Raw genomic sequence first — 12,183 nt, 5'->3', positions numbered from 1 at the left:
CAATCCCGGCCCCCACACGACCCGTTAGACGAGGAACAGTCACATGACCTCCACCGAAAGCCACAGCCCCGCCGACGGCGCACCCATCAAGCTGGTCAGCCGGGTCTCGGCGATCAACTGGAACCGCGTCCCCGACGACAAGGACGCCGAGGTGTGGGATCGCCTCACCGGCAACTTCTGGCTACCGGAGAAGGTGCCGGTGTCCAATGACATCCCGTCGTGGGGCACGCTGACCGAGTACGAGAAGCAGCTCACCATGCGGGTCTTCACCGGCCTGACGCTGCTCGACACCATCCAGGGCACCGTCGGCGCGGTGTCGCTGATCCCGGACGCCACCACTCCGCACGAGGAGGCGGTGCTCACCAACATCGCGTTCATGGAGTCGGTGCACGCCAAGTCCTACAGCTCGATCTTCTCGACCCTGTGCTCCACCAAGGAGATCGACGAGGCCTTCCGCTGGTCGGAGGAGAACGAGCAGCTGCAGCGCAAGGCGCGCATCGTCATGGACTACTACCGTGGCGAGGACCCGCTCAAGCGCAAGGTCGCCTCGACACTGCTCGAGTCGTTCCTGTTCTACTCGGGCTTCTACCTGCCGATGTACTGGTCGAGCCGCGCCAAGCTCACCAACACCGCCGACCTGATCCGCCTCATCATCCGCGACGAGGCCGTTCACGGTTACTACATCGGCTACAAGTACCAGCGCGGTCTGGAGACGCAGTCGCCGGAGCGTCGTCAGGAACTCAAAGACTACACCTTCGAGTTGCTGTTCGAGCTGTACGACAACGAGAGCGACTACACCGAGTCGCTCTACGACGAGGTCGGGCTCACCGAGGACGTCAAGAAGTTCCTGCGCTACAACGCCAACAAGGCGCTGATGAACCTCGGCTACGAGGCGATGTTCCCGAAGGACGAGACCGATGTGAACCCGGCGATCCTGTCGGCGCTGTCGCCGAACGCCGACGAGAACCACGACTTCTTCTCGGGGTCGGGTAGCTCGTACGTCATCGGCAAGGCCGTCAACACCGAAGACGAGGACTGGGACTTCTAAGATCCCGCCCGATATATAGCCCGGAGCCGCGCTCAACGCGGGTTCGGGCTATAAATCTGTGGCGGTCAGGCGGTCGTAGAGATCGCCGAGTTCGTCGATCGCCTCGGCGATGTCGGCCGGCGCCACCCCGGTGGCACGCAGCGCGGCGCGCAGATCCGCGCCGTCGAGCGCGGTGAGGGGATTCATCCGCGGGACCGAGGGCAGCGGCGGCCGCGTCGACGCGGTGCCGTAGAAGTCGTCGGGCCGCAGCGTTCCCGACGATGAGTCGTCGTCGGCGACGGGGGAGGGCGCGGGGCGCGAGTCGATCTCGGCGAGCAGGTCGCGCAGGTCGGTACCCATCACGGTCAGCAGCGTCAGCGGCGACCGATCGATCTCGGCGGCGATCTCATAACTGGTCACCAGGGCGTGGACGCACCTCGGTGCCTCGTCCGGACAGGTGCAGTCGGTCGCGACGTCCGCCGATTCGGTGGGGACGAGCAGCTCACCGAGGATCGGTGGCTGCTCACCGCGGGTGAGTCGCATGAGTTCTTCGACGCCGCCGCGGTCACGGAGCAGACCGGCGAGAGTCGGGGTGTCGACGGTCCGGGTGGTGATGATGACGTCGAACGGTTCGAGTTGGGTGCCCTCCACCGAAGCCGTCACCTGGCCTGCCCCGATCCGCAGACCACGCACATGCCGGTCGCGGAAGTACCTGCGCGCCTTGGTGACATGTCGGCTGTCGGCGACCGCCTCACCGTCGGCGCCACGGCCCTCGACCACGTCGACGAACGCCCGCGACCACGGGGTGAGACCGTACCCGCGGACCGCGATGGTGCCCCGTTCGCCTTTACGCTGGGTACCCTTCTTGCGCACGGTCATTCGCTCACCGCCTCATCGCGGAGCCGGAACAGTTCGAAGAGTTCGTCATCGGCGAGGTCGGACACCCAGTTCTCGCCGGCCGCGACGGTCAGCCGGGACAGTTCGCGCTTCTTGGCGATCATGTCGTCGATCCGTTCCTCGATGGTGCCGACGCAGACGAAGCGGTGCACCGACACCTTCTGGTTCTGGCCGATGCGGTACGCGCGGTCGGTGGCCTGATCCTCGACCGCGGGATTCCACCAGCGGTCCACGTGGATGACGTGGTTGGCAGCGGTCAGGTTGAGGCCGGTGCCGCCGGCCTTGAGGGTCGCAAGCATCACCGGGGGACCGTCGTCGGACTGGAAGTCGGCGACCAGACGATCGCGTTCGGTGCGACCGAGACCACCGTGCAGCAGCGGGATCTCGGTGCCGAACTGTTCGCCGAGCCAGCCCGACAGCATCTCGCCGAATGCCGCGAACTGGGTGAAGACGAGTGCGCGGTCGCCCTCGTCGGCGACGGTGGAGACGATGTCGGCCAGCAATTCGACCTTGCCCGAGCGGTGTTCGCCGTCGCGGACGAGGTCGGTGCCGTCGGCGAGGTAGTGCGCAGGGTGGTTGCACACCTGCTTGAGCCGGGTGAGGGCGGCGAGCACGTTGCGACGACGCAGGGTTCGCTGTTGTTTGTCGCGCAGTGCCGCCATGAGTTCGTCGATGACGGCACGGTAGAGCGCGGCCTGTTCGACGGTGAGGTTGGCGCGCACCGCGAAATCCGCCTTCTCCGGCAGGTCGGCGGCGATGGCCGGATCGGTTTTCTCGCGCCGCAGGATGAACGGCCGCGTGATGGCGGACAGGCGTCGGAGGGCGCCGGGGTCGCGGTCCCGCTCGATGGGTTCGGCGTAACGGGCCCGGAACACCGAGGCGGACCCCAGGAGGCCGGGGTTCACCAGGTCGATCACCGCGCGCAGATCCTCGAGTCGGTTCTCCACGGGAGTGCCGGTCAGCGCGAGGCGACGGTCGGCCGGGATCGTCCGTATCGCCTTGGCGGCAATGGTGTTCACGTTCTTGAGGTGCTGGGCCTCGTCGACGACGACGCGGTGCCACGGATGTGCGGAGAGCAGTTCGAGGTCGCGGCCTGCGATCGCGAACGTCGTGATGACCGCGTCGACGGAGTCGCGGATGGCGGTGAAGGTGGCACCCGATGCCCGTGAAGGACCGTGATGGATGGCCACCCGAAGGGTCGGCGCGAAGCGCGCGAACTCACGAGACCAGTTGCCGACCAATGACATCGGGCAGATCACGAGGGTCGGCCCGGGTGTCTCGGCATCGTCGGCGACGACGCTGCGTTCGTGACACTCGAGTGCGATCACCTGCAGGGTCTTGCCCAGACCCATGTCGTCGGCGAGTACACCTCCGACGCCGAGGTTCGACAGGTGGGCCAACCAGTCCAGGCCGCGCTGCTGGTAGGGACGCAGGATCGCTTCCAGGTCGGCTGGAGGCGTGACGGGCTCGGGTCGGATGGCACCGCCCTCGGCGACATCGTCGAGCCACGAGAGTCCTTCGACCCGGGTGACGGGCACCGGAAGTCTGTCCGACTCGCCGGTCACGAGTCCGAACAGTTCGCCGAAGTCGGCAGGTGGCGCGGATGCGGCGAGCGCACGCTGGGTCGCGACGAAGGCGGCGGCACGCGTCAAAGCCGAACCCTCCGCGCGGACCCACACGCCGCGGACCCGCACCAGATCACCCTTCTGGCCGGACAAGTCGTCGAGATCCGCATCGGTCAGGGTGATGGCGTCGGGCGAATCTCCCAGTGCCAGTCGCCATTCGAATTCGCGGATCTCGCGGAGTCCGACCATCGCCGCCGGTGCGCCGCCGCCGGGCGGCGCCAGTGCACGCAGCGTGAGGCTCGGCCGGACCTCGGCGATGGTGCGGGGAAGCAGCACCGGAATCCCGGCGGCGCCCAGGGCTGCAGCGCCGGTGGCGAACAGTTCGGCGGCGACGTCGGTGGGCAACAGGAAGTCGAGGGAGCCGCGGTCCGGGTCGGCTCGATCGAGTTCGGGGAACTCCCGTACCGCGGCGGCCAGTGCCGTGGTCAGCTCGTCGAGTTCGTGGGCGTCCAGACGATGGGGTGCGACCGGCTCGATCTGACCGTCGATGCTGCGGCGGCAGACCTCCAGCCGCCATCGTGAGGCGTCGGCGACCTCGTCGCGGGTCGGCAGGTCGAACGTCTCGTCGTCCCACGCATCGTCCCAGTGACTGTCGGCGAGGTCGTCGTACTCGGGTTCGTGGAGCCGGAAGATGAGTGACTGGTCGTCCCGTGGCACGCCGGCATTCCATCGGGACCAGCTCCCGGCGGCGGCCGAGAGTCGTTCGGGGGAGCAGGGCGGACCGGCGTCGGTCCCGGGTAGGAGTGCACGGACGACCGGTGACGCCGGACGTGGTTCACCGAGCCGGGGGATCGAGCGGGCGATCGTGGTGCGGCACTCGTGATCGACGAGCTCGGCGAGGAAATCGTCGAGTGCGGCGTGGGAGCCGTTGTGCAGCAGTGCATCCGGCGCGCTACCGAGCACGACGGCGTGCCAGCTGCGCCACGTCGGCGTCGGGATGGCGACCCAGCGGAGCAACCATTCCCCGGCGACCTGCTCGGCCGACGGGGCGACGGCACCGGCGGTGACGAAGGCGCGCACACCGTCCAAGAGGTATCGGTACCACCGGACGTCGCCCGGGACCGTCACCGACCTCGACGCATCGAGCAGGGACACCGCCGAGGTCAGACCGAGTGTCGCCGCCCGGACGAATCGTCGCCGGTTGCCGTCGTCGACGATCGGGATCTCGCTGCGGAACCGGCGGCCGGACACGGCGTCGCGAAGCGGCTCGGGAAGGTCGGCCGGTTCGCCATCGATCCACACGGCCATACCGACACCGGGCCGCCACAGGACGTGGAGGGGTGCGAGGGAACGGGGCGACGGGGCGGAGTCCGGTGGAATCGGCCCACTGAGCTGCGGTTCTGATGGCATCGAGGATCGCCCGCCAGTCTAGCGACGACCCCCGACAGTGCCGGTTTCCGCATCGTTCGGCGGGGGTATGGACGAGGACTGGAGATCCGGCGCAGAGGCAACCGGCCGTGGCACGAGGAGGACGCGATGGGGCAGTCGAAGGACAGCGGAAAGGCCGAACACGAGGCGGGCACCGCCGAGGTGCGCCAGGACCCGCCCGGGCCGAGGGACCACGGACGCGAGGGCGGCATGGCGACCAGGGAGAACGCGCCCGACGCGGTTCAGCGCTCGGACGACTCCGCGGAGGACTGATCGCAGATCGCAGACGAACTGACCGGGTACGCGGCTCGACCGCGTACCCGGTCAGTTGTGTCAGAAGGTCAGGAAACCTCGCGCAGCAGACCCGTCGCGACGTCGAAGACGAATCCGCGCAGCGAACTCGTCTTGGTGATGAACGGACTGTTCTCGATGCGGGTGAGCGACTGGCGGACGTCCTCGTCGATGTCGGTGAACGACTCGGCGGCCCACTCCGGCTTCTGGCCGATCTCGGTCTGGATCTCCCGCTTGAACTCGTCGTCGGTGAAGGTCAGCATGCCGCAGTCGGTGTGGTGGATGAGGATGATCTCGGTGGTGCCGAGCAGTCGCTGGCTGATCGCGAGGGAGCGGATCTCGTCGTGGGTGATGACGCCGCCGGCGTTGCGGATGACGTGGGCTTCGCCTTCGTTGATGCCGAGGACGCGGTAGACGTCGAGGCGGGCATCCATGCAGGCGACCACCGCGACGTGCTTGCTCGGCGGCAGCGGCAGGGGACCCGTGAAGGTCGTGGCGTATTCGGCGTTGTTCGCCAGGTACTGATCGGTGACACTCATGCGTCAACAGTGATGGGTTGCGGCGGCACGGGCGAGGGTTTGGCCAGGCCTGATCGAAACGGTGGACGCGGTCGACGGTGTCCTCGTCGCAGAATGCGTGGTCGGTGCCGGAAAACGGCACTCGCGCCGCACTCTCGCGGCCGGGCGTGACTCACGAGTTCCCGTCGAGCGAACCCTTCACGTCGTTGAGCACCAGCCACGCGGCGGCCAGGCCCGACGAGTCGTACCAGACGGCGTCGTCGACGGCCAGGACGCGCTTCCACATGGAGGCGCCCAGATTCAGCCACTCGTCGCTCAGCAGGACCTCTTCGCCGTGTTTCTGACCCTGCTCGCCCTCGAAGCTCACATAGATGAGGTCGCCCTCGGCCTCGCGGAAGTCCGCGTCGTCGACGGGGAACGAATCAGGGACGCGCTGCGGACCGGGTCGTTGGACGCCGATCTCGCCCAGGATCTGCCCGGCGAAGGTGTCCATGCCGGCGATGGTCTCGGAGTCGTCGCCGAACCGGACCAGCGACACCTGGGTGTGCGAGGCGTCCATGCGCCTGCCGGTCTTGGTGGCCTCGGTGGTGAACTCGGCGAGCCGCTGACGGCCCGCGTCGCTGCGGTTCACCGCGTCGGCGACTGCTCGGAACTGCTTCTGCCAGTCGCCGGCCGGGATCGTCACGGAACGCACTGCACCGAAGGGTTTCGACGACGGGGCGGTCCCGGGAGTGGTGAGGACGAGGTCGGCGTCGGCCTTCGACACCGCTGCGGCGTCCGGGGTCGTCCCGATCGCCGGCACGGCCGTCAGCTGCGGTCCCAGATAGGCGGGCACCGAGCCGGGTGCCGCGGTCACCGCCGTCACCTTGTCGCCGATACCGAGTGCGCACAGCGCGTCCAGGAGCGCCGGATCGGTCACGACGATGCGGGCGGCGTCGGTCGTCCCGGCGTCGGCCGGCGTGGGCGCGAGACATGTCTTCGAGAAGTCGCGGTCGGCGGAGACGATGTTGACCTCCGCGACGCGCGTCACGGTGGTCGAGATGGGGGAGCCCTCGGGAGTGGTCAGCGGCTCGTCGCCGGAACAGGCGGCCGACGCGAGCGCGACCACACCGAGAAGGGCTGCCCAGACCGGCCGGCGACCCCGAATACGACGAACACGTACATCCGTGGCACCGTTACCCCTGCTCTGCACCCGCCCAACCTAGCACCGGCCCACAGGGGTCGAGCGTAGGCTCGGATGGGGCCGCGAGACCGTCGGCCGCCGACGCCGCCCAGGCTGTCCGGAACACCTGGCGCGTCGTACGGAAATGGGTTTGAGCACGGCCGATGTGGTGTGTCGGGCGTCGAATACGACAGATCGTAGGACCCGGTCGGCTCGGGCGCCGGTGAGGGTTTAGGATCAGTATTCAGCGCTCGGTTTGTTCATGTGCCGACCGACGTCCGAAGGGGTTCGGCGTCGCGCTCGGGCAAGAGGAGGATCTGTGACCGCGGTAGACCAACCCACCACGCAAGTGGCTCCAGTGCGTCCGTTCCCGGAGCGCTATCAGCCCAAGGGTTCGTTCATCTACAAGCTGCTGACCACGACCGATCACAAGCTGATCGGCATGATGTACATCTCTGCATGTTTTGCGTTCTTCCTCATCGGTGGCCTCATGGCGCTGCTGATGCGTGGCGAGCTCGCACAGCCGGGCATGCAGTTCTTGTCGACAGAGCAGTTCAACCAGCTCTTCACGATGCACGGCACCGTGATGCTGCTGATGTACGCGACGCCGATCGTCATCGGCTTCGCCAACTTCGTCCTGCCGCTGCAGATCGGTTCGCCCGACGTCGCCTTCCCGCGACTCAACGCGCTCGGCTTCTGGCTGTTCGTGTTCGGTTCGACCATCGCGATCGCCGGCTTCATCACCCCCGGTGGTGCTGCCGACTTCGGTTGGACCGCCTACACGCCGCTCACCGACGCCGTGCACAGTCCCGGCCTCGGTGCCGACCTGTGGATCATGGGTCTGGGTGTGTCCGGCCTGGGCACCATCCTCGGCGCCGTCAACATGATCACCACCGTGGTCTGCCTCCGTGCACCCGGTATGACGATGTTCCGGATGCCGATTTTCACCTGGAACATCCTGGTGACCAGCGTGCTCATCCTGCTGATCTTCCCGCTGCTGACCGCCGCCCTGATGGGCCTCGAGGTCGACCGCCAGTTCGGTGCCCACATCTACGACCCGGCCAACGGCGGCGTCATCCTGTGGCAGCACCTGTTCTGGTTCTTCGGACACCCCGAGGTGTACGTCATCGCGCTGCCGTTCTTCGGCATCGTCTCGGAGGTCTTCCCGGTCTTCTCGCGTAAGCCGATCTTCGGTTACTCGGGACTGATCTACGCGACCCTGGCCATCGCCGCCCTGTCGGCGGCCGTGTGGGCGCACCACATGTACGTCACCGGCGCCGTGCTGCTGCCGTTCTTCTCCTTCATGACGTTCTTGATCGCGGTTCCGACCGGCGTGAAGTTCTTCAACTGGGTGGGAACGATGTGGCGAGGTCACATAACGTTCGAATCGCCGATGCTGTTCGCGGTCGGCTTCATCGTGACCTTCCTCTTCGGTGGTCTGACCGGTGTTCTGCTCGCGAGCCCGCCGCTGGACTTCCACCTCTCCGACAGCTACTTCGTGGTCGCCCACTTCCACTACGTGCTCTTCGGCACCATCGTGTTCGCCACCTACTCGGGTATCTACTTCTGGTTCCCGAAGATGACCGGACGCATGCTCGACGAGCGCCTGGGCAAGATCCACTTCTGGCTGACGTTCATCGGTTTCCACATGACGTTCCTGGTGCAGCACTGGCTGGGCAACGAGGGCATGCCGCGTCGTTACGCCGACTACCTGCCGTCGGATGGCTTCACGACGCTGAACACCATCTCGACCGTGGGCGCGTTCATCCTCGGCCTGTCGACCCTGCCGTTCCTGTGGAACGTGTTCCGCAGCTACCGCTACGGCGAGGTCGTGACCGTCGACGATCCGTGGGGCTTCGGCAACTCGCTGGAGTGGGCGACCTCGTCGCCGCCGCCGCGCCACAACTTCACCGAGCTGCCCCGCATCCGTTCGGAGCGTCCGGCCTTCGAGCTGCACTACCCGCACATGATCGAGCGGATGCGTGCCGAGGCTCACGTCGGTCCGGGTCACGACGCGGGCAAGGATCGCCAGATGGAGGAGGCTCGTCGCGAGCCGTTCACCGTCGGATCGCACGAGGGGTCGCCGGATCCCGATCCGCGCTGACCGGTGAGCAAAGACTCAACAGGCAGTACCGGCACGACCGTTCTCTTCACTGTCACCGGTCCCGACCGGCCAGGTGTCACCTCCGTTCTGATGGGTGCCCTGGCCGGTCAGGCCGTTGCCCTGCTCGACGTCGAGCAGGTGGTCATCCGCGGTCAGCTGACGCTCGGCGTTCTCGTCTCGGCGACCAGGGACCCTGAAGGTCTCCAAGAGGTCGTCGAACAGGCCATGGCCTCCATCGGGTTCGACGTCCGTGTGGAGATCGGTGTCGGAGCCGGCAAGAGCTCGCCGTCTTCGCACGCGGTCGTCATCCTGGGCAGCCCGGTCACGGCCACCGCGTTCAGCGCGGTCGCCGCGAAACTGGCGAGCCAGGGTGGCAACATCGATTCGATCCGTGGCATCGCCGACTACCCGCTCACCGGCCTCGAACTGATGGTCAGCGTCGCGGGCCGGGGCGGGGTCGCTGCCGACGCCGCGCTGCGTAAGGGACTGGCCGAGGTCGCGGCCAGGCACTCGGTGGACATCGCTGTCGAACGGGGCGGTCTCGCCCGACGAGCCAAGCGCCTCATCGTCTTCGACGTCGACTCCACGCTCATCCAGGGCGAGGTCATCGAAATGCTGGCCGCACATGCCGGCCGCGAGGCCGAGGTCGCCGCGGTGACCGAAGCTGCGATGCGCGGTGAACTGGACTTCGCTCAGTCGCTCCACGAACGGGTCAAGGTATTGGCCGGTCTCGACGCGAGCGTGCTCGACGAGGTTGCCAAATCGCTGGAGCTCACCCCGGGCGCGCGGACCACGATCCGGACGTTGCATCGTCTCGGGTTCCATTGTGGGCTCGTGTCCGGTGGCTTCCGGCAGGTCATCGACGGTCTGGCACACGAACTCGAGCTCGACTTCGTGCGTGCCAACACGTTGGAGATCGTCGACGGCAAACTGACCGGCCGCGTGATCGGCGAGGTCGTCGACCGGATGGGCAAGGCGCAGGCGCTGCGCTCGTTCGCCGACCAGGTCGGCGTGCCGATGGAGCAGACGATCGCGGTCGGCGACGGTGCCAACGACATCGACATGCTCAGCGTCGCCGGGCTCGGCATCGCGTTCAACGCCAAGCCCGCGTTGCGAGAGGTCGCCGACGCGACGCTCAACCACCCGTTCCTCGACGCCGTGCTGTTCATACTCGGGGTGTCACGCGACGAGATCGAGGCCGCGGACGCCGCCGACGGTGTGTACCGGCGGGTCCCGCTGGGCTGAGATCGGGTCTCGAGGGGCCCGATCCGTCGGGTTCGTTCAAGGCGGGGGTCCGGATGGCGAGAGACGATGGAGATCCATTCGTTCCTGCCATGAAAGGACCTCCGATGACCATCTCGACGAGTGTCGCGAAGCTCGCCATGATCTCCCTCGACTGCGCCGATGCCGGTGCGTCGGCAGCCTTCTGGTCCGAGGTGCTCGGCTGGAAGATCGGCGCATCGGGCGAGGGGTACGCCATGATCGTCGGTGACGGTCCCGCCGTCGGCTTCGGCACGGTGCCCGACTATGTTGCACCGGCGTGGCCGAATGAGCACGGCTCCAAGCAGTTCCACTTCGACCTTGCCGTCGACGATCTCGACGCCGCGCAGACGCGCTGCGTGGAACTCGGCGCCACCGTACCGTCGGAACAACCGGGGGAGACGTGGCGTGTGCTGCTCGACCCCGCCGGGCATCCGTTCTGTCTGACGAAAGCCGAGAACTGGGGATGATGCGTGACCGATGACCTGACACCGACAGTCGAACAGTCGTCGTCCGAGGAGGTCGACGATCGGCCGGTGCCCGTCCCGGTGGTGCCGGAGGCGATCGTCGCCGATCACCGACGTCTCGTCGGGTACGTCGGCGGCGGTGAGGATCCCGAGGATCCCGCCGATGTGCTGGCTATGGCGATGGTGCTGCGCATCGAGAAGAACGACCCGCCGAATCGCACCGATCTGCTGGCCGCAGCTGCGCGGGCCGTCGCGCTGCTGTGCCTGGACCACCGCGCCGCCGGCGACGGACCGTGGGTATCGGCGATGGACGACTGGTGCAGCGCCCGGATTCGCAAGATCGCCCGGCGCGCCCGTGGAGCGCAATGGGCTGCGGCGCAAGAGGTGTGGGGTGTCACCGCGACCGAAGGCGACGCCGAGGCGCGCGCGTTCGTGCCCGGTCGTGTCGGTGATCTCGACCGCCGGGTCAAGAAGCTGCAGATCGGTGGGACCGAGGTCGACGGCGACATCCCCACCGAGGCGCCGGAACACGGTGTGGTGCTGTGGACCAACCCCGGACTGGACATGACGGTCGGCAAGCTCGCCGCGCAGGTCGGGCACGCGTCGATGCTCGCCGCCAAGCTGTTGACCGCCGACGAGGCGATCCGGTGGCGGCTCGACGGATGCCGGCTGGCGGTGCGTCGGGCCACGCCCGAACGATGGCGAGAACTGCTCGACGCCGATGCCGCCGGAACCGCGGTGGCGGTCCGCGATGCCGGGTTCACCGAGATAGCGCCCGGTTCGGTCACCGTCATCGCCGAGGTCATCGGAGACCTGATCACGAGACAGGGGAGCAGATGAGCGCGACGGAGTTGCCGGACTGGGCGAAAAGCCTTGACCTTCAGCCACACCCGGAGGGCGGCTGGTATCGCCAGACCTGGCGGAGCGAGGTCGGCCTGCCTCAGGCGGTGCTGCCGGCCGGTTACACCGGTGACCGGGCCGCCGGGACCGCCATCTACTTCGTCCTGATGCCCGGCGAGCAGTCCGCGTGGCACACCGTTCGCGGGACGGAGATCTGGCTGCACCACCGCGGGGCGCCCGTGCAACTCGACCTCGGCGGAGACGGCGATGCGCCGGGTGATCCGACCCCGCTCATGGTCGGACCCGACATCGCCGCCGGACATCAGCCGCAGGCGCTGGTCCCTCCGGGCGTGTGGCAACGGGCGCGGCCGATCGGGGACGAGGCGGCGCTGGTCAGCTGCATCGTGGTGCCCGGATTCGACTTCGCGGACTTCCGGCTGGCTTGAAACAGACTGTCACGCCGTGAGTGTGGCTTCAGCGCTGTAGGGGCAGCGGGCGATGTCGGGATGCGGGTCCATCAGGTCGTCGAACGTGCCGACGGGACAGGTTCCCGCCTGACCGTCCATGTCACCACGAACTCCTCGAAATAGGCGAGGGATAAAAAATCCATGCCTAGACTATTCT

At 67.4% G+C, this 12,183-nt stretch carries 11 protein-coding genes; 7 read left to right on the top strand and 4 right to left on the bottom strand.

Annotation, left to right across the window (positions count from 1 at the left end; genetic code table 11):
* Nucleotides 1-43 precede the first annotated feature (43 nt).
* Entirely contained in the window at nucleotides 44-1,048 is a 1,005-nt protein-coding gene (nrdF, locus tag IHQ52_RS19900) for a class 1b ribonucleoside-diphosphate reductase subunit beta (RefSeq protein ID WP_096274236.1), read from the top strand.
* Nucleotides 1,049-1,096: 48 nt separating this feature from the next.
* Here the strand turns inward: nrdF and IHQ52_RS19895 are convergent, their stop codons facing one another.
* Both IHQ52_RS19895 and IHQ52_RS19890 read right to left on the bottom strand, forming a co-directional pair.
* Complete coding sequence (locus tag IHQ52_RS19895; protein WP_006436026.1) at nucleotides 1,097-1,906, bottom strand: SWIM zinc finger family protein; 810 nt, start codon at nucleotides 1,904-1,906, stop codon at nucleotides 1,097-1,099.
* Nucleotides 1,903-4,797, bottom strand: coding sequence for a DEAD/DEAH box helicase (locus tag IHQ52_RS19890; protein ID WP_374978476.1), 2,895 nt, complete (start codon nucleotides 4,795-4,797; stop codon nucleotides 1,903-1,905). The genes IHQ52_RS19895 and IHQ52_RS19890 overlap by 4 nt, the downstream gene beginning before the upstream one ends.
* Nucleotides 4,798-5,025: 228 nt before the next feature.
* On the opposite strand from IHQ52_RS19890, the gene IHQ52_RS19885 reads away from it, so the two are divergent.
* On the top strand, nucleotides 5,026-5,190 hold the full coding sequence (locus IHQ52_RS19885; RefSeq protein ID WP_096274232.1) for a hypothetical protein: 165 nt from the start codon (nucleotides 5,026-5,028) through the stop codon (nucleotides 5,188-5,190).
* 68 nt (nucleotides 5,191-5,258) lie between these two features.
* Here IHQ52_RS19885 and IHQ52_RS19880 read toward each other — a convergent pair whose 3' ends face one another.
* Nucleotides 5,259-5,747 carry a beta-class carbonic anhydrase gene (locus IHQ52_RS19880; RefSeq protein ID WP_096274229.1) on the bottom strand — a complete coding sequence of 163 codons (489 nt, stop codon included), beginning with the start codon at nucleotides 5,745-5,747 and terminating at the stop codon, nucleotides 5,259-5,261.
* A 151-nt stretch (nucleotides 5,748-5,898) separates the two neighbouring features.
* Nucleotides 5,899-6,873: an ABC transporter substrate-binding protein gene (locus IHQ52_RS19875; RefSeq protein WP_096274977.1), complete on the bottom strand. Its 975-nt coding sequence runs from the start codon at nucleotides 6,871-6,873 to the stop codon at nucleotides 5,899-5,901.
* Nucleotides 6,874-7,207: 334 nt separating this feature from the next.
* Here IHQ52_RS19875 and ctaD point away from each other — a divergent pair, with 334 nt between their 5' ends.
* The 5 genes from ctaD to IHQ52_RS19850 all read left to right on the top strand — a co-directional run bounded on the left by ctaD (nucleotide 7,208) and on the right by IHQ52_RS19850 (nucleotide 12,005).
* The gene (gene ctaD, locus IHQ52_RS19870) at nucleotides 7,208-8,992 is read left to right on the top strand and encodes an aa3-type cytochrome oxidase subunit I (RefSeq protein ID WP_096274227.1); all 1,785 of its coding nucleotides are present in this window, start codon (nucleotides 7,208-7,210) and stop codon (nucleotides 8,990-8,992) included.
* Between the two features lie 3 nt (nucleotides 8,993-8,995).
* On the top strand, nucleotides 8,996-10,237 hold the full coding sequence (gene serB, locus IHQ52_RS19865; RefSeq protein WP_096274225.1) for a phosphoserine phosphatase SerB: 1,242 nt from the start codon (nucleotides 8,996-8,998) through the stop codon (nucleotides 10,235-10,237).
* A 104-nt stretch (nucleotides 10,238-10,341) separates the two neighbouring features.
* Nucleotides 10,342-10,722 (top strand): VOC family protein, encoded by a 381-nt coding sequence (locus tag IHQ52_RS19860; RefSeq protein WP_006436033.1) that lies wholly within the window; start codon nucleotides 10,342-10,344, stop codon nucleotides 10,720-10,722.
* Nucleotides 10,723-10,725: 3 nt separating this feature from the next.
* Entirely contained in the window at nucleotides 10,726-11,559 is an 834-nt protein-coding gene (locus tag IHQ52_RS19855; RefSeq protein ID WP_394854775.1) for an aminoacyl-tRNA hydrolase, read from the top strand.
* A complete protein-coding gene (locus IHQ52_RS19850; protein ID WP_096274223.1) occupies nucleotides 11,556-12,005 on the top strand; it encodes a cupin domain-containing protein in 450 nt (149 codons plus the stop codon). Before IHQ52_RS19855 ends, IHQ52_RS19850 begins: the two co-directional genes overlap by 4 nt.
* Nucleotides 12,006-12,183 lie beyond the last annotated feature (178 nt).

The sequence above is a fragment of the Gordonia amicalis genome (assembly GCF_022059885.1).
Classification (GTDB): Bacteria; Actinomycetota; Actinomycetes; order Mycobacteriales; family Mycobacteriaceae; genus Gordonia; species Gordonia amicalis.
This window is presented reverse-complemented; position numbering and strand designations above follow the sequence as displayed.

Excerpts from the sequence above, each read along its gene's own strand:
- nrdF (WP_096274236.1), top strand. The coding sequence starts at position 44 with ATGACCTCCACCGAAAGCCACAGCCCCGCCGACGGCGCACCCATCAAG.
- IHQ52_RS19895 (WP_006436026.1), bottom strand. The coding sequence starts at position 1,906 with ATGACCGTGCGCAAGAAGGGTACCCAGCGTAAAGGCGAACGGGGCACC.
- IHQ52_RS19890 (WP_374978476.1), bottom strand. The coding sequence starts at position 4,797 with ATGGCCGTGTGGATCGATGGCGAACCGGCCGACCTTCCCGAGCCGCTT.
- IHQ52_RS19885 (WP_096274232.1), top strand. The coding sequence starts at position 5,026 with ATGGGGCAGTCGAAGGACAGCGGAAAGGCCGAACACGAGGCGGGCACC.
- IHQ52_RS19880 (WP_096274229.1), bottom strand. The coding sequence starts at position 5,747 with ATGAGTGTCACCGATCAGTACCTGGCGAACAACGCCGAATACGCCACG.
- IHQ52_RS19860 (WP_006436033.1), top strand. The coding sequence starts at position 10,342 with ATGACCATCTCGACGAGTGTCGCGAAGCTCGCCATGATCTCCCTCGAC.
- IHQ52_RS19850 (WP_096274223.1), top strand. The coding sequence starts at position 11,556 with ATGAGCGCGACGGAGTTGCCGGACTGGGCGAAAAGCCTTGACCTTCAG.